Origin of the sequence: Sedimentitalea xiamensis (assembly GCF_030164465.1) — a bacterium.
GTDB lineage: Bacteria > Pseudomonadota > Alphaproteobacteria > Rhodobacterales > Rhodobacteraceae > Sedimentitalea > Sedimentitalea xiamensis.
In genome coordinates this window covers 1-19271 of record NZ_JASNJE010000003.1, presented here as the reverse complement: position 1 = coordinate 19271, position 19271 = coordinate 1, and the positions used below count along the sequence as shown (strand labels likewise).

Here is a 19271-nt window from a genome sequence, read left to right as displayed (position 1 = left end):
TCACCTATTTTAAAGATCAAAGTCCGTCAATTTTTAGCACTCACTCACTCACGGAACACCGACGGACCGAATTACCGGAAGGAAAGGTTGATGTTTTACAAAGACGAACGGCTTGCGCTGTTCATCGATGGTTCGAATCTTTACGCAGCGGCGAAGGCGCTGGGTTTTGATATCGACTACAAGTTGTTGCGACAGGAATTCATGCGCCGTGGAAAGATGCTACGGGCGTTCTATTATACGGCTTTGCTTGAAAATGACGAGTATTCCCCGATAAGGCCACTGGTCGATTGGCTGCACTACAATGGCTTCACGATGGTGACCAAGCCCGCGAAGGAATACACCGACAGCATGGGGCGTCGGAAAGTCAAAGGCAACATGGACATCGAACTCACCGTCGATGCCATGGAACTGGCGCCCAGGGTCGATCACATCGTGCTATTTTCCGGCGATGGAGATTTCCGTCCGCTGGTCGCCAGCCTGCAACGCCAGGGCGTGCGCGTATCGGTTGTGTCAACGATCCGAAGCCAGCCGCCGATGATTTCGGACGAACTTCGCCGTCAGGCCGACAATTTCATCGAGCTGGAAGAACTGCGCGACGTGATCGGTCGTCCGCCGCGTGACGTGTCGCCGGAACCGCGCAGCGTCTCTGTCGCAAACAGCTGACACGACATTCACGCCGGTTTCACGAGAACTGGCGTGATCCTCCCATTTCGGCGGAAATGGGCGCAGTCCCGCGCCGGAACACCGGCTGCCGTCGATGGGATGCGTCGGATGGCGGAACCGGATCGCCCCCGGCGGAGGAACGGCGTCCCGCCACCCCGTGTTGACCGGGGTGCAGGCTTCGGAGCGTTTCCCGGCCCATGAATATCGCAGGCCACCGCTCCGCGTTGCGGTGCCGGAAACCGGCGCCGCCCGGCGCGCCGGCAAAGACGCCCTGAAAGCCGAACAGGCCATCCAGCGCCCGTCCGGCGTCAACCTACTGGACGATTGCGGCATAAAGCCTTACGTGACCCGCCAAGGAGAAACGATGCCATGTCCAAGACGCCCCTCACCCTGTATCTGGCGGCCCCGCGCGGGTTCTGCGCCGGTGTGGACCGGGCGATCAAGATCGTCGAGATGGCGCTGCAGAAATGGGGCGCGCCGGTCTACGTGCGTCACGAAATCGTGCACAACAAGTTCGTGGTCGACGGGCTGAAGGCCAAAGGCGCGGTTTTCGTCGAGGAACTGCACGAATGCCCGGCGGACAGGCCGGTCATCTTTTCCGCCCATGGCGTGCCGAAATCGGTTCCCGCCGAGGCCGCCGCGCGCCGGATGATCTATCTGGACGCCACCTGCCCGCTGGTCAGCAAGGTGCATATCGAAGCGCAGCGCCACGCGGACAACGGCTTGCAGATGATCATGATCGGGCACAAGGACCACCCCGAAACCATCGGAACGATGGGCCAGCTTCCGGAAGGCGAGGTGCTTCTCGTTGAAACCGTCCTCGATGTCGCCACGGTCCAGGTGCGGGACGAGACCCGGATCGCCTTCGTCACCCAGACGACGCTGAGCGTCGATGACACCGCCGACATCGTGGCCGCGCTCAAGACCCGGTTTCCGGCCATCGTCGGGCCGCACAAGGAAGACATCTGCTACGCTACGACCAACCGGCAGGAGGCCGTCAAGGCGATGGCTCCGTATGCCGACGCGATGCTCGTGGTGGGCGCTCCCAATTCCTCGAACTCGCGTCGCCTGGTCGAAGTCGGGGCCAAGGCCGGCTGCGCCTATGCCCAGCTCGTCCAGCGGGCCGCGGACATCGACTGGCGCGCACTGAAAGGGGTGAACAGCATCGGTGTCACCGCCGGCGCATCCGCCCCCGAAGAACTGATCGACGAAGTCATCGACGCCATCCGGCAAAGGTATGACATCACCATCCGGACCATCGAAACCGCCGTCGAGAATGTCGAGTTCAAGGTCCCGCGGACCCTGCGGGCGGCGGAATGACCGGCATTCCCCGCGCGCCGCTGGTCCTGAGCCTCGCGGGGCTGGTCCCGTTTCTCTGGGGCGCGGCGACCTATCTGAACTTCGACCTCCAGGCCTGGGGCGCGGGGTTTCTCGGTCCGCGTTTCGTCGGCCCCTATGTGCAGCTGTTTTACGGTTCGGTGATCCTGTCCTTCATGTCCGGCGTCTTGTGGGGCTTCGCCACCAGGGCGAGCGGCCCGCAGGCGGTGACCGGCTACGCGCTGTCGGTGCTGCCCGCGCTCTGGGCGTTCTTCATGACCGGCGGCGGCCCGGTCGGAGCCGGCACCAACCTGATCTTCGGATTTGCCGGGCTGTTGCTGCTGGATTATGCGTTCTCCCGCTGGGCGCTGGCCCCCGCATGGTGGATGCGCCTGCGCCTGCCGCTCACTGCAATCGTCATCGCGTGCCTATCGGTCGGGGTATGGCTATGAGCGATCCGCGCACCCTCTCTGACCATGACCGGCAGAACGGCGATTACGCCGCGAGGGCCGAAAAGGAAGCCCTGCGCGATCCGATGATCGCCCGTTTCATCAAAGCCAGCCATCCCGGCGGCCGGGTGCCCGGCCTTGGCTGCGGACCGGTCGAACACTGGACCGGCAAGGCCGCCAACCTCGCGGGCCATCCCCAGAGCTGGATCGCGATCCAAGCCCATGCCTGATCTCTTCGCCTATACCGATGGGGCCTGTTCCGGCAACCCCGGCCCCGGCGGCTGGGGTGTTCTCATGCGCGCCGTGTCGGGAGAAACCGTGCTCAAGGAACGCGCATTGTCCGGCGGCGAGGCGAACACCACCAACAACCGGATGGAACTGCTTGCCGCCATCAACGCATTGGAGGCGCTGGACAGGCCCAGCGCCATCACCATCGTCACCGACAGCCAATACGTGAAGAACGGAGTCACCGGCTGGATTCACGGCTGGAAACGCAATGGCTGGAAAACCTCGGCCAGGAAACCCGTCAAGAATGTCGAACTCTGGCAACGGCTAGACGAAGCGCAGGCCCGCCACGACGTCAAATGGGAATGGGTCAAGGGCCACGCCGGCCACCCGGAAAACGAACGCGCCGACGAACTGGCGCGCGCCGGGATGGAGCCGTTCAAGCCCCGGAGGCCGGCCAGTTGACCTTTCTCGCGTTGCTCGATTTCGGATCTGTGCTGATCTTCGCGCTGACCGGCGCGCTGGTGGCCAGCCGCGCGCAGCTCGACCTGGTGGGCTTCGCCTTCATCGCCTGCCTGACCGCCGTCGGCGGCGGCACGGTGCGGGATCTGCTGCTGGGGCGCGAGCCGGTGTTCTGGGTCGGGGAACCCGTCTATATCCTGATCGGGGTCGCCGCCGCGGTCGCCGTGTTCTTCACCGCGCACCTGATGGAAAGCCGCTATCGCTGGCTGTTGTGGCTGGACAGTTTCGCCCTGTCCATCGCGGTGGCCGCCGGCACGGGCGTCGCCTTGGCAGAGGGGCAGCCGGGCGTGATCGTCGCGTTGATGGGGGTGGCGACCGGGTGCCTTGGCGGTCTGATGCGCGACGTGGTGGTCGGGGAAATCCCGCTGGTGCTGAAGCAGGGCGAACTCTACGCCACGGCGGCGCTGGCCGGCGCGGCGGCGGCACTGACCGCGCTTCACTTCGATCTGGGAACGCGCCCGGCGCTGGTGATCGCGGCGGCGATCTGCTGGGTCCTGCGCGCCGGATCGATCGCCTTCGGCTGGAGCCTCCCGGTCTACAAGAGCCGTCCGCCGCGGGCCTGATTCAGCGCCGATAACGCTGCCAGAGCCAGATCAGCAGCATCGCCCCCAGCACGGCGCCGACGAAACCGGACATCGCGCCCATCACCGCCAGCAGGCTGCGCAGAATCAGCCCGCCGATCAGCGCCCCCATGATGCCGATGAACATCGTCGTCGGAATGTCCGCGTCAACGCGCATCAGGCGGGTCGCGAGGAACCCCGCAGCCGCGCCGATGATGACCAATGCAACAATGCCCACGCGATCATCTGCGCCAATGGGTCGGGATGATGATCAAGGCCCCGATCGACGACAGGATCGCGTTCAGCCCAGGCGATCCGAACCCGAAGCCGAACATGATCCGGACAAAATAGAACAGGAACGCGCCTCCGATGCAGATGATGACGGATGGCAGGATGCCATTGCGGGTAAAGCCGGTTTTTTCCGACAGAAAGCCGACGATCCCCGCGATCACGACGGTGCCGATCATGGTCGGAAACATGGCCGTCCTCCTATAGTCTTGCGCCCCTGGGCACGGGCCGTCCGCGCAGGAACGTTTCCGTATCCTGCGCAGCCTTCCCCGCCCGTTGCAAGCGCAGGATGGACACGGCCCCACGACCGCAGGCCACGGTCAGCGCGTCATCCAGCACCTGCCCCGCCGGACCTTCGCCCTCGGTCAGGCGCGAGGCCAGAACCTTGACCCTTTCGCCTTCGATCCCGGTCCAGGCCCCCGGAAAGGGCGACAGGCCGCGGATCTGGCGGTCGACCGCATCCGCCGGGCGGCTCCAGTCGATACGGGCTTCCGACTTGTCGATCTTGCCGGCATAGGTCACGCCCGCCTCGGGCTGAGGCTGCGGATGCAGCCGTTCCGGAGCCTCCAGCGCCCGGACGATCAGCGCCGCCCCCATGTCCGAAAGGCGGTCGTGCAGCCGGTCGGTGGTCTCGTCCGGTGCGATCGGCGTCGCCTCGCGCAGCAGCACCGGACCGGTATCCAGCCCCGCCTCCATCTGCATGATGCAGACGCCGGTTTCCCGGTCGCCTGCCATGATCGCCCGATGGATCGGCGCCGCGCCGCGCCAGCGCGGCAGCAGGCTCGCGTGGATGTTCAGGCAGCCCAGGCGCGGCGCATCCAGCACCGCCCGCGGCAGGATCAGGCCATAGGCCACCACCACGGCGACATCCGCGCGAAGCCCTGCGAACGCGGCCTGCGCCTCGGGCGTTCTCAGAGTTACCGGATGGCGAACCGGCAGGCCGAGCGTTTCGGCCCGCGCCTGCACCGGGCTTGGGCGCTCCTTCTTTCCGCGCCCGGCGGGTCGCGGCGGCTGGCAATAGACAGCGACGATTTCATGTCCCGCCGCGATGAGAGCGTCGAGTACCGGCACCGAAAACTCCGGGGTTCCCATGAAGACAACGCGCATGTTCCGGCCCTTTCCCGGTCGGGTTCACCCCGCCGCTTTCTTCGCCTTTCGCAACAGCATGTCGCGTTTGACCTTGGACAGGTTGTCGAAATACATCCGACCGTTCAGGTGGTCGATCTGATGCTGGACACTGGTCGCCTCGATCCCGACGAAATCCCGGCGGTTGATCGTCCCGTGTTCATCCAGGTAGCGCACCGTGACCGCGCGCGGCCGGCTGATCCGGGCCGATACGCCGGGCAGGTTCGGGCTGGCCTCGTCATGGTCGCGAAACTCGACCGACGCATGCAGGATTTCCGGGTTCGCCAGCCGCACCGCCTTCCCCCGTTGCGTCGAGCCGTCGACCACCGCCAGCCGCAGCAGCACGCCGATCTGCGGCGCCGCGAGACCGACGCCGGGCATCGCCTCCATCGTGTCGATCATGTCGTCCCAAAGGGCACGGATCTCCTCCGTGATCGCTTCGACCGGCTGCGCTTGCGTGCGCAGCCGCCTGTCGGGCCAGGGGATGCAACGGCGGACCGTCATCCTGCAACCGCGTAATCCGCATCCGCCTTCGCGCGGGCGGCAGGATCCAGGTGCTGAAGCGTCACGATGCCGTTCAGGTGGTCCAGCTCATGCTGGATGCAACGGGCCTCTGCCGCGTCGAACCTTCGGCTGTGATGCCGTCCCTCCGCATCGCTCCAGGCCAGGACAATCCAGTCCGGCCGGGTCACGACGGTCGAAATACCGGGGATCGAAAGGCAGGCTTCGGTGCCCTCCACCAGGGTTTCCGATGTCTCGATCAGGCGTGGGTTCACAAAGGCCACCGGGCTGCGCGGCCCGTCTTTCCAGCCGACATCGACAACGAAGACCCGCTTCATCACGCCGATCTGCGGACCGGCGAGCCCGCGCCCCGGCGCGGCATACATGGTGTCGAACAGGTCTCCGATCACCGCCGCCACGTCGTCATCCGCGGCGACCGGTTCGCAGACCATGCGCAGCCTGTCGTCCGGCCATCGAAGGATCGGCAGGACGGCCATCAGGATCGCGCCATTTCGCGTTTCAGCTTCTGCATCTTGCGGGTGATCATCTGCCGGCGCAGCGGTTTCAGATAGTCGATGAACAGCTTGCCGTTGAGATGGTCGATCTCGTGCTGCACGCAGGTCGCCCACAGCTTGTCGAATGCGGCTTTCTGCGGGTTGCCGTTCCGGTCGATCCATTCGACCTCGACCTCGGCCGGACGGGTGACTTCGCCGTATTGTTCCGGTATCGACAGGCAGCCTTCCTCATAGACGCTGGTCTTGTCCGACGCCGCGACGATCTCCGGGTTGAACATCACGGTCGGTCTGGGCGCCGCGCCTTCTTCCTTGACGCAGTCCAGCACGATCAACCGGTCGAGCACGCCGACCTGCGGCGCGGCCAGGCCGATGCCCGGCGCGTCATACATGGTTTCCAGCATGTCGTCGGCCAGCTTGCGCAAATCGTCCGTCAGGTCGCCCACGGGTGCGCAGACCTTTTTCAGACGCGGGTCGGGATGGATCAGGATCGAACGTTTCATGGCGGTTCATGTAGGCGATCGACGGTCCCACCGCAACGCCCCTTGCGCCCGAGACATTTCCGGTTAGCTTGCGCCCGACCACAGGAGACCGACATGACTTTCAACGACCCGATCGACCGTCGCGGAACCCATTCCAGCAAATGGGACAAGATGGAAACGCTGTTCGGGGTCTCGCCCGACGACGGGCTGGCCATGTGGACCGCCGACTCCGATTACCCCACCGCGCCCTGCGTGATCGAGGCCGTCCAGAGAGCGGCGGCACATGGGGCCTTCGGGTATGTCTGGGAATATCCGGAATACCTGGCCGCCATCCAGTGGTGGATGAAGACCCGGCACCGCTGGGAGATCGACACCGACTGGATCCTGACCACGCAGGGTCTCGGCAACGCCATCGCGCTCTGCCTCGACGTGTTCAGCGACCCGGGCGACGGCGCGGTGATCTTCACACCGGTCTACCACGAGTTCGCGATGAAGATCCGGAAATCCGGGCGCGAAGTGGTGGAATGCCCGCTGGTGCGCGGACAGAACACCTATGTGCTCGATCTCGAGGACGCCCAGAACCGCCTAACCGGAAACGAGAAACTGCTGATCTGGAGTTCCCCCCAGAACCCGTCCGGGCGGATCTGGACCCGCGAAGAACTGCGCGCCATCGGCGCATTCGCCGCGCGCAACGGGCTGATCCTGGTCTGTGACGAGATTCACCATGACCTGATCATGCCCGGCAACAGCTTCCTGCCGATGGATCTCGCCAGCCCCGAGACACGCGCCAGCACGGTCTTCCTGACCGCCGCGTCGAAAACCTTCAACATCGCCGGGCTGCGCACCGGCAACATGATCATCCCGGACCCGGATCTGCGCGCCGCGATCCGCGCCCGGCTGCGCGCGCTGGATTACAGCCCGAACTCTCTCGGCATGATGATGATCGAGGCGGCCTATTCGCCCGCCGGCGCCGAATGGGCCGATGCGCAGAACCGGCATCTCGACGGCAACCGGCACCTGTTCGACGAAACCGTCAATGCCATTCCCGGCCTCTGGTCGATGCCGCTGCAGGCGACCTACCTGGCCTGGGTGGATTTTTCCGGCACCGGCCTGACGGACCCGGAAATCGAGACGCGCCTGCGCGAAAACGCCCGGATCGCCACATCTCCCGGCCCCGGTTTCGGCACCGGCGGCGAACGGTTTCAGCGCTTCAACCTCGCGACCCAGCGATACCGGGTCGAAGAGGCCTGCACGCGCCTGCGCGCGGCCTTTTCCGATTTGCACTGATCAGAACCGCGGCAGCAGTCCGGCGGGTGCTCCCGGTTCACGGTAATGGTCCAGCGGCGCAGTCTCAGTGGCGGCGGTGTTGCGTTTGAATTCATAGCGCCGCTCACCGGCTTCCGGTTCCGACCCGATGATCAGGCATTGGCAGAGATGCCGTTCGCCATCGTAAAGATCGACCAGGCCGCGCAGCGGCGGCACCGTGTCGGCCTCGACGGAGAACCCGCCGCGCCACATCCGCAGGATGGTATACACCTCCTGCCCGGCTCGGACGCGCAACCGGCTCAGCTTCTTCAGGCTGGCCAGACGGGCCGCAGTGATTTCGCAACGGACATCGTCGCTGATATAGGTCGACATGGCGCATCCCTCCCAAGGCAGCATATGCAGGGTGTCACTCTGGCTCGCAAAATCAAGTGACAGTTCGGTAAACCCCCGGCCGCAGTGGAAAATGTGGTGCCTGCGCGACGCCCCTGTGCGGCATCGCAGGTCCCCTGCGCGGAGCCGGAACTGGGAATTTTCCCGTCGCGGCCCTATGTGTCTCCATGAAAACAAGGGAGATTGCCGCAATGGGATTGCTGATTGATGGGGTCTGGCACGACAAATGGTATGACACCAAGTCTTCCGGGGGTAAATTCGAACGGTCCGCCGCGCAGTTCCGAAACTGGGTGACGGAAGACGGCGGGGCGGGTCCGACCGGCACCGGCGGGTTCACCCCTGATTCGGGGCGCTATCATCTCTACGTCAGCTTCGCCTGCCCCTGGGCGCACCGAACCCTGATCTTCCGCGAACTCAAGGATCTGTCGGATCACATCGCTGTGTCGGTCGTGCATCCGGACATGCTGGACAAGGGCTGGACGTTCAAGACCGACGATCGCGGCGCGACCGGAGACACCCTGCACGGTCAGGACTATGCCCATCAGATCTATACCCGCGCCGCGCCGGAATATTCCGGCCGCGTGACGGTGCCGATCCTCTGGGACACGTGGACGAACACGATCGTGTCCAACGAAAGTTCCGAGATCATCCGCATGTTCAATTCGGCCTTCGACCGGCTGACGGGTAACTGCGACGACTACTGGCCCGCCGCGATGCGGGACGAGATCGAACAGGTGAACGAACGCATCTACGACACGGTCAACAACGGCGTCTACAAGGCCGGTTTCGCCACCACCCAATCGGCTTATGACGAGGCCGTCGGCCCGTTGTTCGACAGTCTCGATTGGCTCGAAGAGCGGCTATCGCGGCAACGCTACCTGCTTGGCGACAGGATCACCGAAGCGGATTGGCGGCTGTTCACGACCCTCGTGCGGTTCGATTCGGTCTATCACCTGCATTTCAAATGCAACCGCGCACGGCTGATCGACTTTCCCAACCTCTGGGGCTACGCGCGCGAATTGTTCCACTGGCCCGGAGTCGCGCGCACCGTCAACATGGCGCATATCGTGCGCCACTACCACTACAGCCACGACAGCATCAATCCGCACCGGATCATTCCGATCAATCCGGTCATCGACTGGCACGAACCTCATCGCCGGGATCAGCGCACCGCCGCGTAATGTTCGACCATCGCCGCCAGGTCCTCCGGCGGCGTCTCGCTCTGAACGTAAGCGCAGGCATTCGGAGAATGGGCGAAAATGGACCCGTCCGAAAAGAAGCTGGTGTTGGTCACGAAGATCACGCGGGCACCGGGACGCCGGTAGCTCGCGAAATCGGCCACCGCCAGAGCGCTGCCGTGATCCAGGACCAGGTCCAGGACAATAATGTCGAAGTCTTCTCCGTAAAGCGCCATGATGGCCGCTTCCTGACTGTGAACCAGGGTCACATCGGCCCCCTGGCGTTCAAGATGGCGCCGCCAAAGGACGCCCAAATCCGACCTGCTTTCTACAATGAGCACATTCATAAGACCATCCGGGCACGTCTTGCCGTTAGCGTTTCGTGTGCCTCTCCCCCACCCCGTCATGTTCCCATTGTCTTAACAAAACCTTAACGGTCTCCCGGCATCGGCAATTTTCCGATAACAACCTTGTGTGCCGGGCGGAAATCCGCTTGAACCGGCAAGATCGCAGATAACCCCCGGTTGAAAGTATCGCATGTTCCCCAATCGACCCGCAAACACGTCATCGGAACGCGATCATGGCGGGGGACTCGACGCGGCCATGGCCCGCCACGGCGGCACGCGCGCGGGCTGGATCGACCTGTCGACCGGAATCAACCCGGTGCCCTACCCGCTGCCGGATCTCTCCGGTTCGGACTGGACGGCGCTGCCGGACCGGAATGCCCACGCGGCGCTGGTCACGGCGGCGCGGAGGTTCTGGCGGGTTCCGGACGGGGCCGCGATCCTGCCCGCCCCCGGCGCATCCGCGCTGATCGCGCGCCTGCCCGCGCTCCTGCCGCCGGGACGGGTCGGGATCACGCCGCCAACCTACAACGAACACGCGGCGGCCTTCGCCGCGTCCGGATGGGCGATAAAGGACGGCGGACAGGCTGATGCACGGGTCCTCGTGCATCCGAACAACCCGGACGGGCGGCTCTGGACGCCGAAGGATGCCGATGCCGACCTCACCATCATCGACGAGAGTTTCTGCGACGTGATGCCGGAGGCCAGCCTGATCCAGCTGGCCGGTCAGCCCGGCCGCCTGGTCCTGAAAAGCTTTGGCAAATTCTGGGGGCTGGCCGGGTTGCGGCTCGGTTTCGCCATCGCGCGGCAGGACACGATCGGCCGGCTGGCCGACATGCTGGGTCCCTGGCCTGTTTCCGGACCGGCGCTGCGCATCGGGGCCGCCGCCCTGAGCGACACCGCCTGGGCCGACCGCACGCGCACCCGGCTGCGCGATGACGCGGCCCGTCTGGACGCGATGATCACCGCCGCCGGCGCCGCGCCGGCAGGCGGCACCGACCTGTTCCGGCTCTACCGCGTCGACGATGCGGCGCGGTGGCAGGACAGGCTGGCGCAACGGCACATCTGGTCGCGCCGCTTTCCCTATTCATCGACCCTGCTGCGGCTCGGTCTGCCCGGCCCCAACGGCTGGATCCGGCTTCGGGACGCGTTGTGACCGACGGCGCATTGCTGGTCGCGGCGGCGCTGCTGCTGGATGGGCTGTTCGGGGAACCACGGTGGCTCTGGTCCCGGCTGCCGCATCCGGCGGTGCTGATGGGCCGGGCGGTCGGGGCGCTGGACCGCGTGTTCAACGCCCCGCCGGCACGGCGGGCGAAGGGTGTTCTTGCGGTTCTGCTGCTGTCCGGCGGCGCGATCCTTGCCGGATGGCTGCTGTCGCTGGGCGGCCCGGTCATCGAAATCGCCACCGCCGCGATCCTGCTCGCCCAGCGGTCGCTGGTGGAGCATGTGGCGGCGGTTGCGGCGGCCTTGCGCCTGTCGGCGGACGATGCACGCGCCGCGGTGGCGATGATCGTCAGCCGGGATTGCCGGGACATGACGCAGGCGGAGGTCGCCCGCGCCGCCATCGAAAGCGCCTCCGAAAACCTGAGCGACGGCGTGATCGCCCCGGCCTTCTGGTTCCTGGTCGCCGGCCTGCCCGGTCTCGTTCTCTACAAGGCAATCAACACGGCGGACAGCACGATCGGATACCGCACGCCCCGTCACGAGGCGTTCGGCTGGGCCGCGGCCCGCAGCGACGACCTGCTGAACCTGATCCCCGCCCGCCTGACCGGCCTGATGATCGCGGCGCTGGCCGGGCAGCTTCGCGCCTGGCCGGAGATCGTGCGGGACGCCCGGCGCCACCGCTCGCCCAACGCGGGCTGGCCCGAGGCCGCCATGGCCCGCGCACTGGATCTCGCGCTGGCCGGACCGCGCAGCTACGATGGGCAGCTCCGGCAGCTGGCCTGGGTGAATGGCGGGGCGCGGCGCGAGATCGGCGCGGACGACATCGACGCCGCCGTCGCGATGCTGTGGCGGGTCTGGGGGCTGTCTCTGGTCATGCTGCTGGCCGGGGCGGCCACCGGTTTCCTGCTGATGGTTTAGGTCGCGCCGCTTCAGGCCGATATCGGCAAGAATCTGCCGAAAAAACATCTGCCCCGATGGAACCAATCCGGTGGGCGCGCCGTTGATCCCCCACATGAGACGAGCGCCCGGCGGCAGTTTCGCATCCGGGCCGCAACAAGAGGAGACGCAGAGATGAAACATCTGTTCGCAACCACCGCGCTGGCCACGGCCCTTGCCCTGCCCGCCTACGCGACCGAACCCAAACCCGCCGAGGGCAACGCCATCGACAAGGCCGCCGAAGCCACGGAAGAGGCTGTCAGCGACACCGCCAAGGCCGCCGAGAACACGGCAGAGGATGCCGCCCAGGCGGTCGGGAACGCTGCCGGGACCGTCGCCGAGAAAACCGAACAGGCGATCGACGCCGCCGGTCAGGCGACCGCAGAAGCCGTCGATGACATGAAGGCCGACTCCGGCACCGGCATGGTGCAGAAGCCCTCCGGCGCGCCGATGGACGGCTATGCCTATGTCGAACCGGCGCAGGTGACCGCCGAGGAGCTGGATGGCGCCCGCGTCTATGACAGCAAGAACGAATGGATCGGCGAAATTTCGGAAATCGTGCTGTCCCCGGAAGGCGAGATCGAAACCCTCGTGGTGGATGTCGGCGGTTTCCTGGGGCTGGGCGAAAAGCCGGTGGGCCTGAACTATGAAACCTTCAGCCTGCAACGCGAGGTGGAGGGTGAAGAAATCCGCGCCAGCGTGACCGCGACCTATGAGCAGCTGAAAGACATGCCCGAATACGAAAGCTGACCCACGCCGAAACGACCTTGCAAAGGACCCCCACGGGGGTCCTTTCGCCTGCCGGGATCAGGCCACCATCGACTCCGCCTTTTTCAGGTCGACGGACACCAGCTGCGACACGCCCTGTTCCGCCATCGTGACCCCGAACAGCCGATCCATGCGGCTCATCGTGACCGCGTGGTGGGTGATGATCAGGAACCGGGTGTCGGTCTGCCGGCACATCTCGTCCAGAAGATCGCAGAACCGGGTGACGTTGGCGTCGTCCAGCGGCGCGTCCACCTCGTCCAGAACGCAGATCGGCGCCGGGTTGGCCAGGAACACGGCAAAGATCAGCGCCAGCGCGGTCAGCGTCTGCTCGCCGCCCGACAACAGAGACAGGGTGCTCAGCTTCTTGCCCGGCGGCTGGCACATGATCTCGAGCCCCGCATCCAGCGGATCGTCGCTTTCGACCATGACAAGATTGGCCTCACCGCCGCCGAACAGATGCCGGAAAAGCAGCGTGAAATTGCTGTTGACCTGCTCGAAGGCGGTAAGCAGCCGTTCGCGCCCCTCGCGGTTCAGGCTGGCGATACCGTTTCTCAGGGTCTTTATCGCCTCTTCGAGATCGGCCTTTTCGCGCGCCAGCGTGTCATGTTCTTCCTGGACTTCCCTGGAGTCCTCTTCCGCCCGCAGGTTGACCGCGCCCAGGGCGTCGCGTTGCCGCTTGTGCCGGTTGACCTCCGCTTCCAATGCTTCGGAATTCGGGATCCGGTCCGGATCGATGGCCAGCCGGTTCAGCAACTGACTCGGCGTCGCCTCCTGGTCGTCGGCGATCCGCTCGGCGGCGTGCAGCACCGTTTCCCGCGCCGCGTCCGACCGCGCCTCTGCGCGCGCCCGCGCCTCGCGGGCCTCCGAAGCGGTGCGCTCGGCCTCGCGTTCCGCCTGCACCGCCGCGCGCAGGGCGGCTTCGGCGGCGGACAGCGCATCGCCGGCATTGGCGCGCCGCGCCTCGGCATCGGCGATCGCGCCGGACAGTTCCTCCCGCTTCGCGGCGATCTCTGCCGGAACCGCGCTGGCCTCCTGCAACTCCCGTTCCGACGCGGCCTTGCGCTCCGCCAGTTCGGCAATGCGTTTCTCCGCCGTGTCCAGGCGGTGCCGCCAGCCGCTCAGCTCCTTGGTCACCTCCTGACGGCGCCGGGTGCGGGCCTCGCCTTCGCGGCGCAGCTCGTCATGGGCGGACCGGCGGGACATCATGGTGATGCGGCTCGCCTCCACCGTCATCTTCACGTCTTCGGCCGCCGCCCGCGCTGTGTCCAGATCGCCGAGATCGGCCACCGCCCGCTCGGCCTCGCGGACCTGGACGCGGGCGCCGATGGCTTCTTCCTCGTGCCGGGCCACCGCCAGCCCCAGCGATTCGAGCCGGCCTTCTGCCAGGTTCCGGTCCGCCTCCGCCCGGCTCAGGGCGCGGCCCGCATCCGTCACCGCCCGGTCGGCGTCGCGCCGGGCGGCGCGGGCCTTCTGGTCGGCGTCGGCCAGATCCGCCAATTGCCGTGTCAGCGCCTCATGCGCCCGGATCGCGCCCTCGGCGCGGGCCGTGGCGCGGGCCAGGGTCTGCTTCAGGTCCTCGAGCCGGTTGAGCTGCTGAAGGCGCAGCGCCGCCGCGCTCGGCGCGTCTTCGGCCCAGGCGCGATACCCGTCCCACCGCCAGAGATCGCCCTCCAGCGACACCAGCCGCTGGCCCGGCTTCAGATCCCGCTGCAACCTTTGGCCGTCATCCGCCGCGACCAGCCCGATCTGCCCCATCCGGCGCATCAGAACATCCGGCACGGACACGTGGTTGGACAGGGGCGTGATCCCGCCCGGCAACGCCTGCGCGCTCGCATAGGCCGGCAGAACCGTCCAGCCGGACGGGCCGTCGCCCTCGACCTCGGGCGCGCGCAGATCGTCCGCCAGCGCCGCTCCCAGCGCCTTTTCGAACCCCTGCTCGACCTGCAACCGGTCCAGGATCTGCCCGCCTTCCGCCGTGTCGCGCTGCAAGAGCTTGCTCAGCGCGGTCACTTCCGCTTCCAGTGCGTTCAACTCTCCCGTCGCCTCGGACCGTTCGGCGCGGGCGTCGGCCTCGCGCTCGTGCACAGCGGCGCGCTGCGCCTCGGTTTCGGTCAGCTTGGCCTCGGCCCCGGAGGCCGCGGCCACGGCCTCCGCCTCGGCCCTTGTCGCCGCCTGGAAATCCCCGGCAGCCTTGTCCAGGGCCGCCCGCGACACGGCCATTGCCGCGCGTGCCTTCTCGGCCTCGGCCTCGGACTTGGCCTCGGTCTTGCGGCTGTCCTCGAGCAGACGGTGCGCGGACTGGTGCCGGGCGGCCAGCCGGGCCACGTCCTCGGTCTGGGCGGACAGGTCGGTTTCGCGGGCCTGCAGGACCGCCGCCGCCTCCTTCGCCAATTCGGCGGCTTCGGCCAGACGGTCCTCATGGCCGTCTTCGGCCTTCACCAGTTCGCGCAGTTCCCAGTCCAGCCGTTCGATCGTGTCGCCGGCGTCCCGGTTCAGACCGGTCTCGCGGTCGATGTCCCGGCCCAGCTGCTCGATCCGCCCGGTCAGGGTTTCGATGGCCTGACGGGCGCGGGTCTCCTGATCGGCCAGCGTGTCGCGCTGCACCTGCAACCGTTGCAGCACCGCCGCCGCGATGGCCTCTTCCTCACGCAAAGGCGGCAGGGCCTCTTCCCGTTCCGCATGCAGTCTGGCCGCCTGCCGCGCGGCGGCTTCGGCCTGCGCCGCTTCGCTGACCCGCGCACGCAGGATCTCTTCCGCCGCCGCACGCGCCTCGTCCGCCTCTTTCCAGCGGCGGTAGAGCAACTGCCCCTCGGCCTGCCGCAACTGCTCGCCGATCTCCCGATAGCGCGCCGCCTGCCGGGCCTGCCGGGCCAGTTGCGCCAGCTGCGCCGCAAGCTGCTCGATCACGTCGTCGACCCGCAGCAGGTTGGTTTCCGCGCCTTTCAGCTTCAGCTCCGCTTCATGCCGCCGCTGGTAGAGACCGGAGATCCCCGCCGCTTCCTCGAGAATGCGCCGCCGCGACTTCGGCTTGGCGTTGATCAGTTCCGAAATCCGCCCCTGCCCGACGAGTGCGGGCGAATGCGCCCCGGTCGAGGCATCGGCAAACAGCATCTGCACGTCGCGGGCGCGCACGTCCTTGGTATTGACCTTGTAGGCGCTTCCCACATCGCGGGTGATGCGGCGGACGATGTCCAGCGCATCCGTATCGTTGAACCCGGCAGGGGCGAGCCGTTCCGCGTTGTCGATCTGTAGCGTCACCTCGGCGAAATTGCGCGCCGGGCGGGTCGCCGCCCCGGCAAAGATCACGTCCTCCATGCCGGAGCCGCGCATGGTCGTCGGGCGATTTTCCCCCATCACCCAGCGCAGGGCTTCCAGCAGGTTCGACTTGCCGCAACCGTTCGGCCCGACCACCCCGGTCAGACCATCCGCGATGATCAGATCGGTCGGATCGACGAAGCTCTTGAATCCGGTCAGTCTGAGTTTGGAAAACCGCAAAGCGCGTGCCTGTTCTGATTCCTGCCTGGATAGGGAATGTGCGGCCTAGGCCCGGCCCGAGTCAACGCGTTTGCGCTGTATCTGGTCAAATCGGCGGTTTTATCCCCAACATATTGACGTTTTCAACAGATCGTCAGTAGGAATCGCAATCAAATTCCGAATATGGGCCACCGGGCATATCGTTCAGCAGCGCCCCGATCTGAACGCAGTTGTAGGACCTCGGATCCATCGGCTGCACCCAGTCCGGCGACCGCCCCGAACAGGACAGCCTGCCCGTGGCCACTGCCTGGTCGCCCTGCACCTCGCGCACGATGCAGCCGCTGACCTGCTCCATCGCAAAGGCCGCCCGCGCCCGGATCGGCCCGAACCGCGGCGCGTATTCCGGACTCCGGCGCTGCGCTTCCGCCAGATCGCCGCGCACCCGGACATCGAACACGCTGCCATCCACCGTCACCCGCGTCGCCGGGAGACCCCGGAAATACGGACCCGCCATGTTGCAAGCCGCAACGCCAAGGCAAAGGCAGAGAAGGAGACGGATCATGCTCCGACTCTTCGGGCATCAGGGTTAACAAGCTCTTTACGGGGCGGGAAACTGGTTGTCGCGCCCCCGGTCTGGTCATATCATTTGACCAATATCCGGAAACCGCCGCATGCCCTTTCAGAAAGTCCAGTTGGAAAAACTCTCGACCTCGGTCGTGCGCCAGATCGAGCTGCTGATCCTGCGGGGGATCCTGCGCCCCGGCGAACGTTTGCCGTCAGAACGCGAACTCGCCGACCGCCTGGGCGTGTCGCGGCCGAGCCTGCGCGAGGCGGTGGCCGAACTCCAGGCCAGGGGGCTGCTGTCCACCCGTGCGGGGTCCGGCATCTATGTGGCCGAGGTTCTGGGATCGGCCTTTTCGCCCGCCCTGGTCGATCTCTTCGCCAGCCACGAAGAAGCCGTGTTCGACTACCTGTCCTTCCGCCGCGACATCGAGGCGCTCGCCGCGGAACGGGCGGCGCGGCAGGCGTCCGACAGCGACCTCAAGGTGGTGCAGTCGATTTTCGACAGGATGTGCGCCGACAAGCCGCGCCGGAGCGCGGAGGAAGAAGCCGAGATCGACGCGCAGTTCCACAGCGCGATCATCGAGGCCGGCCACAACGTGGTCATGCTGCACATGATGCGGTCGATGTTCGAACTGCTGCGCAACGGCGTGTTCTACAACCGCCTGACCATCTTCCGGCAGCGCTACTCCCGCGATGCGTTGCTGGAACAGCACCGGGCCATCAACGACGCCCTTCAGGCCCGCGACCCGGACGGCGCCCGGAAAGCCGTCGTCGCGCATCTGGACAATGTCGAACAGGCGCTTCGCGACCAGAAACGCGCCGATGCGAACGAAATCATCGCCCGCCAGAAGTTGGCGCATGAAACAGCGACCGACTGACCCGGCCGGTTTCGTTCGAAAGTTTGCTCATTTGAGCTTGCCGCGTCGCTCCTCTATACTGCCCAAGTTCGAAATTTCATTTTAAACCCCATGACTTAACCGGAAGAGTCCATATGAAAATCACGCATATTTGCGAAGCGGATAGTGGCGGTGGCGCAATGCTGGCGGCAGCCAAATTGCACAAAGCAATGCAAAAGCTTGGAATCGACAGTAAAGTTCTGGTGCGGATCAAGATGGGGAACGACCCAAGCTTCCTGAACATTCGCGAAAACCTGGATCCGTTGGACTGGATCGATTACAAGCTTCGAAGATTCAGGAACAAAAGATTAAAGCGCAAGTATCGACCGCGTCCGATGGAACAAGTCGGACCTTTCTCCACCGGCATGGGAAGCCTGGGCAATGCTCTATCGCGAAACCTTCCCGAATCCGACATATTTGCACTACACTGGAGTTCGGACCTCATCGACTTGCTGCCTCTCATGAAGACGATCGGAAAGAGACCGGCTTTTTGGCGCATGGCGGACATGAACCTGATGACCGGGGGCTGCCATTATTCGATGGGCTGCGACCATTTCCAGCAAGCTTGCGGAGACTGTCCAGTGTTGCAGAACCCGGCTCCCGATGATCTTTCTCAGTATGCATTGGAGCGAAAGTCGAAAGCCTTCGCTGACACGGACCCGAAACACTTTCACCCTGTGGCACCCAGCCGGTGGTTGAAGAAACAGGCTGATCGAAGCAGTCTGCTGAAGCGTTTTGACACCATCCATATTCCAACGGGTGTGAACACAGACGATTACCGCCCAATCCCTCGGAGCAACGCAAGGCAGCGCCTTGGACTGGAAAACAGCGAAAAAATTCTTTTGTTCGCTGCCGAAGATGTGAATGACCTCAGAAAAGGGTTCGACCTGCTTCTGGATTCATTGCGACGACTGCCAAAGAGCTTGCATGTGACGCCAGTCGCGATGGGCAAGGCACATTCCCGTCTCGAAGGTATTCGATATCTCGGCAAGCTCGATGGCGCAGAGGCCCTGGCCGTTGCCTACAGCGCCGCCGATGCTTTCGTCCTGCCGACGCGAGCCGACAATTTGCCGAATGTCGCCCTGGAAGCGATGGCATGCGGGCTGCCGGTCCTCTCTTTCGATGTGGGCGGAATGCCTGACTGTGTTTTCGACGGAGAGACCGGCTTTCTTGCCCCTCCGGAAGACACTTTGATGTTGGCGAAAAACATCGAGACGGTATTGACGAACGAAGCGCTCCGGAAAGAAATGGGTGAGAAATGCCGCACTCTCATGCTCAACCAGTTCAACGAGAACCTATCGGTTCAAAGATACGTGGCTTTGTGCGAGAAAATGATTGAAGAAGCGGGCCGGTAGAATGTGCAACATCTCCAGGCTCAAAAGCGGCGATCCGACGCATTCCGGTGTGTTCTTACAATGTTGTGTCGGCCGTCAGGATCTCTGTCCGGGGAATGAACCGTGACTGTTCAAGTCGTATTCGCAGTCGATCCCGGCCTGAACTCTGCCGGCAGCATTGAACTGCGTGTAGGAAAGTCTGAAAAACCTCGCTCTCTGAGCGGGTTGAGGTAGACTGGGCATGATCAGCAAGGACACTCCCGATGCCCAAGCAGCCCGCCTTTCCCGGCCTCCGCCATGCGATGAAGAAGAA

At 65.1% G+C, this 19271-nt stretch carries 23 protein-coding genes; 13 read left to right on the top strand and 10 right to left on the bottom strand.

Going from position 1 to position 19271, the window contains the following annotated elements; all coding sequences use genetic code 11:
- The first annotated feature begins 90 nt into the window (after positions 1-90).
- The 6 genes from QO034_RS03095 (at position 91) to QO034_RS03070 (ending at position 3739) form a co-directional block, all read left to right on the top strand.
- Complete coding sequence (locus QO034_RS03095) at positions 91-663, top strand: LabA-like NYN domain-containing protein (RefSeq protein ID WP_284484279.1); 573 nt, start codon at positions 91-93, stop codon at positions 661-663.
- A gap of 369 nt (positions 664-1032) precedes the next feature.
- Positions 1033-1983 carry a 4-hydroxy-3-methylbut-2-enyl diphosphate reductase gene (gene ispH / locus QO034_RS03090; RefSeq protein WP_284484042.1) on the top strand — a complete coding sequence of 317 codons (951 nt, stop codon included), beginning with the start codon at positions 1033-1035 and terminating at the stop codon, positions 1981-1983.
- The gene (locus QO034_RS03085) at positions 1980-2432 is read left to right on the top strand and encodes a DUF3429 domain-containing protein (RefSeq protein WP_284484041.1); all 453 of its coding nucleotides are present in this window, start codon (positions 1980-1982) and stop codon (positions 2430-2432) included. The genes ispH and QO034_RS03085 overlap by 4 nt, the downstream gene beginning before the upstream one ends.
- Positions 2429-2659, top strand: a complete 231-nt coding sequence (locus QO034_RS03080) for a hypothetical protein (protein WP_284484040.1) — start codon at positions 2429-2431, stop codon at positions 2657-2659. Before QO034_RS03085 ends, QO034_RS03080 begins: the two co-directional genes overlap by 4 nt.
- The gene (gene rnhA, locus QO034_RS03075; protein WP_284484039.1) at positions 2652-3119 is read left to right on the top strand and encodes a ribonuclease HI; all 468 of its coding nucleotides are present in this window, start codon (positions 2652-2654) and stop codon (positions 3117-3119) included. The genes QO034_RS03080 and rnhA overlap by 8 nt, the downstream gene beginning before the upstream one ends.
- On the top strand, positions 3116-3739 hold the full coding sequence (locus QO034_RS03070; RefSeq protein WP_284484038.1) for a trimeric intracellular cation channel family protein: 624 nt from the start codon (positions 3116-3118) through the stop codon (positions 3737-3739). The genes rnhA and QO034_RS03070 overlap by 4 nt, the downstream gene beginning before the upstream one ends.
- Position 3740: 1 nt before the next feature.
- Here the strand turns inward: QO034_RS03070 and QO034_RS03065 are convergent, their stop codons facing one another.
- Genes QO034_RS03065 through def (QO034_RS03040) form a run of 6 tightly spaced genes read right to left on the bottom strand, consistent with a single transcriptional unit; the run spans position 3741 to position 6665 of the window.
- Entirely contained in the window at positions 3741-3974 is a 234-nt protein-coding gene (locus tag QO034_RS03065) for a GlsB/YeaQ/YmgE family stress response membrane protein (protein ID WP_284484037.1), read from the bottom strand.
- Positions 3975-3978: 4 nt separating this feature from the next.
- A complete protein-coding gene (locus QO034_RS03060) occupies positions 3979-4215 on the bottom strand; it encodes a hypothetical protein (protein WP_284484036.1) in 237 nt (78 codons plus the stop codon).
- 10 nt (positions 4216-4225) lie between these two features.
- Complete coding sequence (gene fmt / locus QO034_RS03055) at positions 4226-5131, bottom strand: methionyl-tRNA formyltransferase (protein WP_284484035.1); 906 nt, start codon at positions 5129-5131, stop codon at positions 4226-4228.
- 24 nt (positions 5132-5155) lie between these two features.
- On the bottom strand, positions 5156-5653 hold the full coding sequence (def, locus tag QO034_RS03050; RefSeq protein WP_284484034.1) for a peptide deformylase: 498 nt from the start codon (positions 5651-5653) through the stop codon (positions 5156-5158).
- Complete coding sequence (def, locus tag QO034_RS03045) at positions 5650-6147, bottom strand: peptide deformylase (protein ID WP_284484033.1); 498 nt, start codon at positions 6145-6147, stop codon at positions 5650-5652. The genes def (QO034_RS03050) and def (QO034_RS03045) overlap by 4 nt, the downstream gene beginning before the upstream one ends.
- Complete coding sequence (gene def / locus QO034_RS03040) at positions 6147-6665, bottom strand: peptide deformylase (protein WP_284484032.1); 519 nt, start codon at positions 6663-6665, stop codon at positions 6147-6149. Before def (QO034_RS03040) ends, def (QO034_RS03045) begins: the two co-directional genes overlap by 1 nt.
- 93 nt (positions 6666-6758) lie before the next feature.
- On the opposite strand from def (QO034_RS03040), the gene QO034_RS03035 reads away from it, so the two are divergent.
- On the top strand, positions 6759-7931 hold the full coding sequence (locus QO034_RS03035; protein WP_284484031.1) for a MalY/PatB family protein: 1173 nt from the start codon (positions 6759-6761) through the stop codon (positions 7929-7931).
- On the opposite strand, the gene QO034_RS03030 is transcribed toward QO034_RS03035, so the two are convergent.
- Positions 7932-8282: a hypothetical protein gene (locus tag QO034_RS03030; protein ID WP_284484030.1), complete on the bottom strand. Its 351-nt coding sequence runs from the start codon at positions 8280-8282 to the stop codon at positions 7932-7934.
- A gap of 209 nt (positions 8283-8491) precedes the next feature.
- Here QO034_RS03030 and QO034_RS03025 point away from each other — a divergent pair, with 209 nt between their 5' ends.
- Positions 8492-9481, top strand: a complete 990-nt coding sequence (locus QO034_RS03025; protein WP_284484029.1) for a glutathione S-transferase family protein — start codon at positions 8492-8494, stop codon at positions 9479-9481.
- On the opposite strand, the gene QO034_RS03020 is transcribed toward QO034_RS03025, so the two are convergent.
- A complete protein-coding gene (locus QO034_RS03020; protein ID WP_284484028.1) occupies positions 9463-9825 on the bottom strand; it encodes a response regulator transcription factor in 363 nt (120 codons plus the stop codon). The two genes, QO034_RS03025 and QO034_RS03020, sit on opposite strands and share 19 nt — an antisense overlap.
- 190 nt (positions 9826-10015) lie before the next feature.
- Here QO034_RS03020 and QO034_RS03015 point away from each other — a divergent pair, with 190 nt between their 5' ends.
- From QO034_RS03015 to QO034_RS03005, 3 genes are all read left to right on the top strand, one after another.
- Positions 10016-10978 carry a threonine-phosphate decarboxylase gene (locus QO034_RS03015; protein ID WP_284484027.1) on the top strand — a complete coding sequence of 321 codons (963 nt, stop codon included), beginning with the start codon at positions 10016-10018 and terminating at the stop codon, positions 10976-10978.
- A complete protein-coding gene (gene cbiB, locus QO034_RS03010; RefSeq protein ID WP_284484026.1) occupies positions 10975-11904 on the top strand; it encodes an adenosylcobinamide-phosphate synthase CbiB in 930 nt (309 codons plus the stop codon). The genes QO034_RS03015 and cbiB overlap by 4 nt, the downstream gene beginning before the upstream one ends.
- Before the next feature lie 153 nt (positions 11905-12057).
- Positions 12058-12672 (top strand): PRC-barrel domain-containing protein, encoded by a 615-nt coding sequence (locus QO034_RS03005; protein WP_284484025.1) that lies wholly within the window; start codon positions 12058-12060, stop codon positions 12670-12672.
- Positions 12673-12729: 57 nt separating this feature from the next.
- Here the strand turns inward: QO034_RS03005 and smc are convergent, their stop codons facing one another.
- Complete coding sequence (smc, locus tag QO034_RS03000; RefSeq protein WP_284484024.1) at positions 12730-16185, bottom strand: chromosome segregation protein SMC; 3456 nt, start codon at positions 16183-16185, stop codon at positions 12730-12732.
- A gap of 133 nt (positions 16186-16318) precedes the next feature.
- Complete coding sequence (locus QO034_RS02995) at positions 16319-16726, bottom strand: hypothetical protein (RefSeq protein WP_284484023.1); 408 nt, start codon at positions 16724-16726, stop codon at positions 16319-16321.
- 109 nt (positions 16727-16835) lie between these two features.
- Between QO034_RS02995 and QO034_RS02990 the strand changes: the two genes are divergently transcribed.
- Both QO034_RS02990 and QO034_RS02985 read left to right on the top strand, forming a co-directional pair.
- Entirely contained in the window at positions 16836-17606 is a 771-nt protein-coding gene (locus QO034_RS02990; protein WP_284484022.1) for a FadR/GntR family transcriptional regulator, read from the top strand.
- A gap of 113 nt (positions 17607-17719) precedes the next feature.
- Positions 17720-18979: a glycosyltransferase gene (locus QO034_RS02985; protein ID WP_284484021.1), complete on the top strand. Its 1260-nt coding sequence runs from the start codon at positions 17720-17722 to the stop codon at positions 18977-18979.
- Positions 18980-19271: the final 292 nt, after the last annotated feature.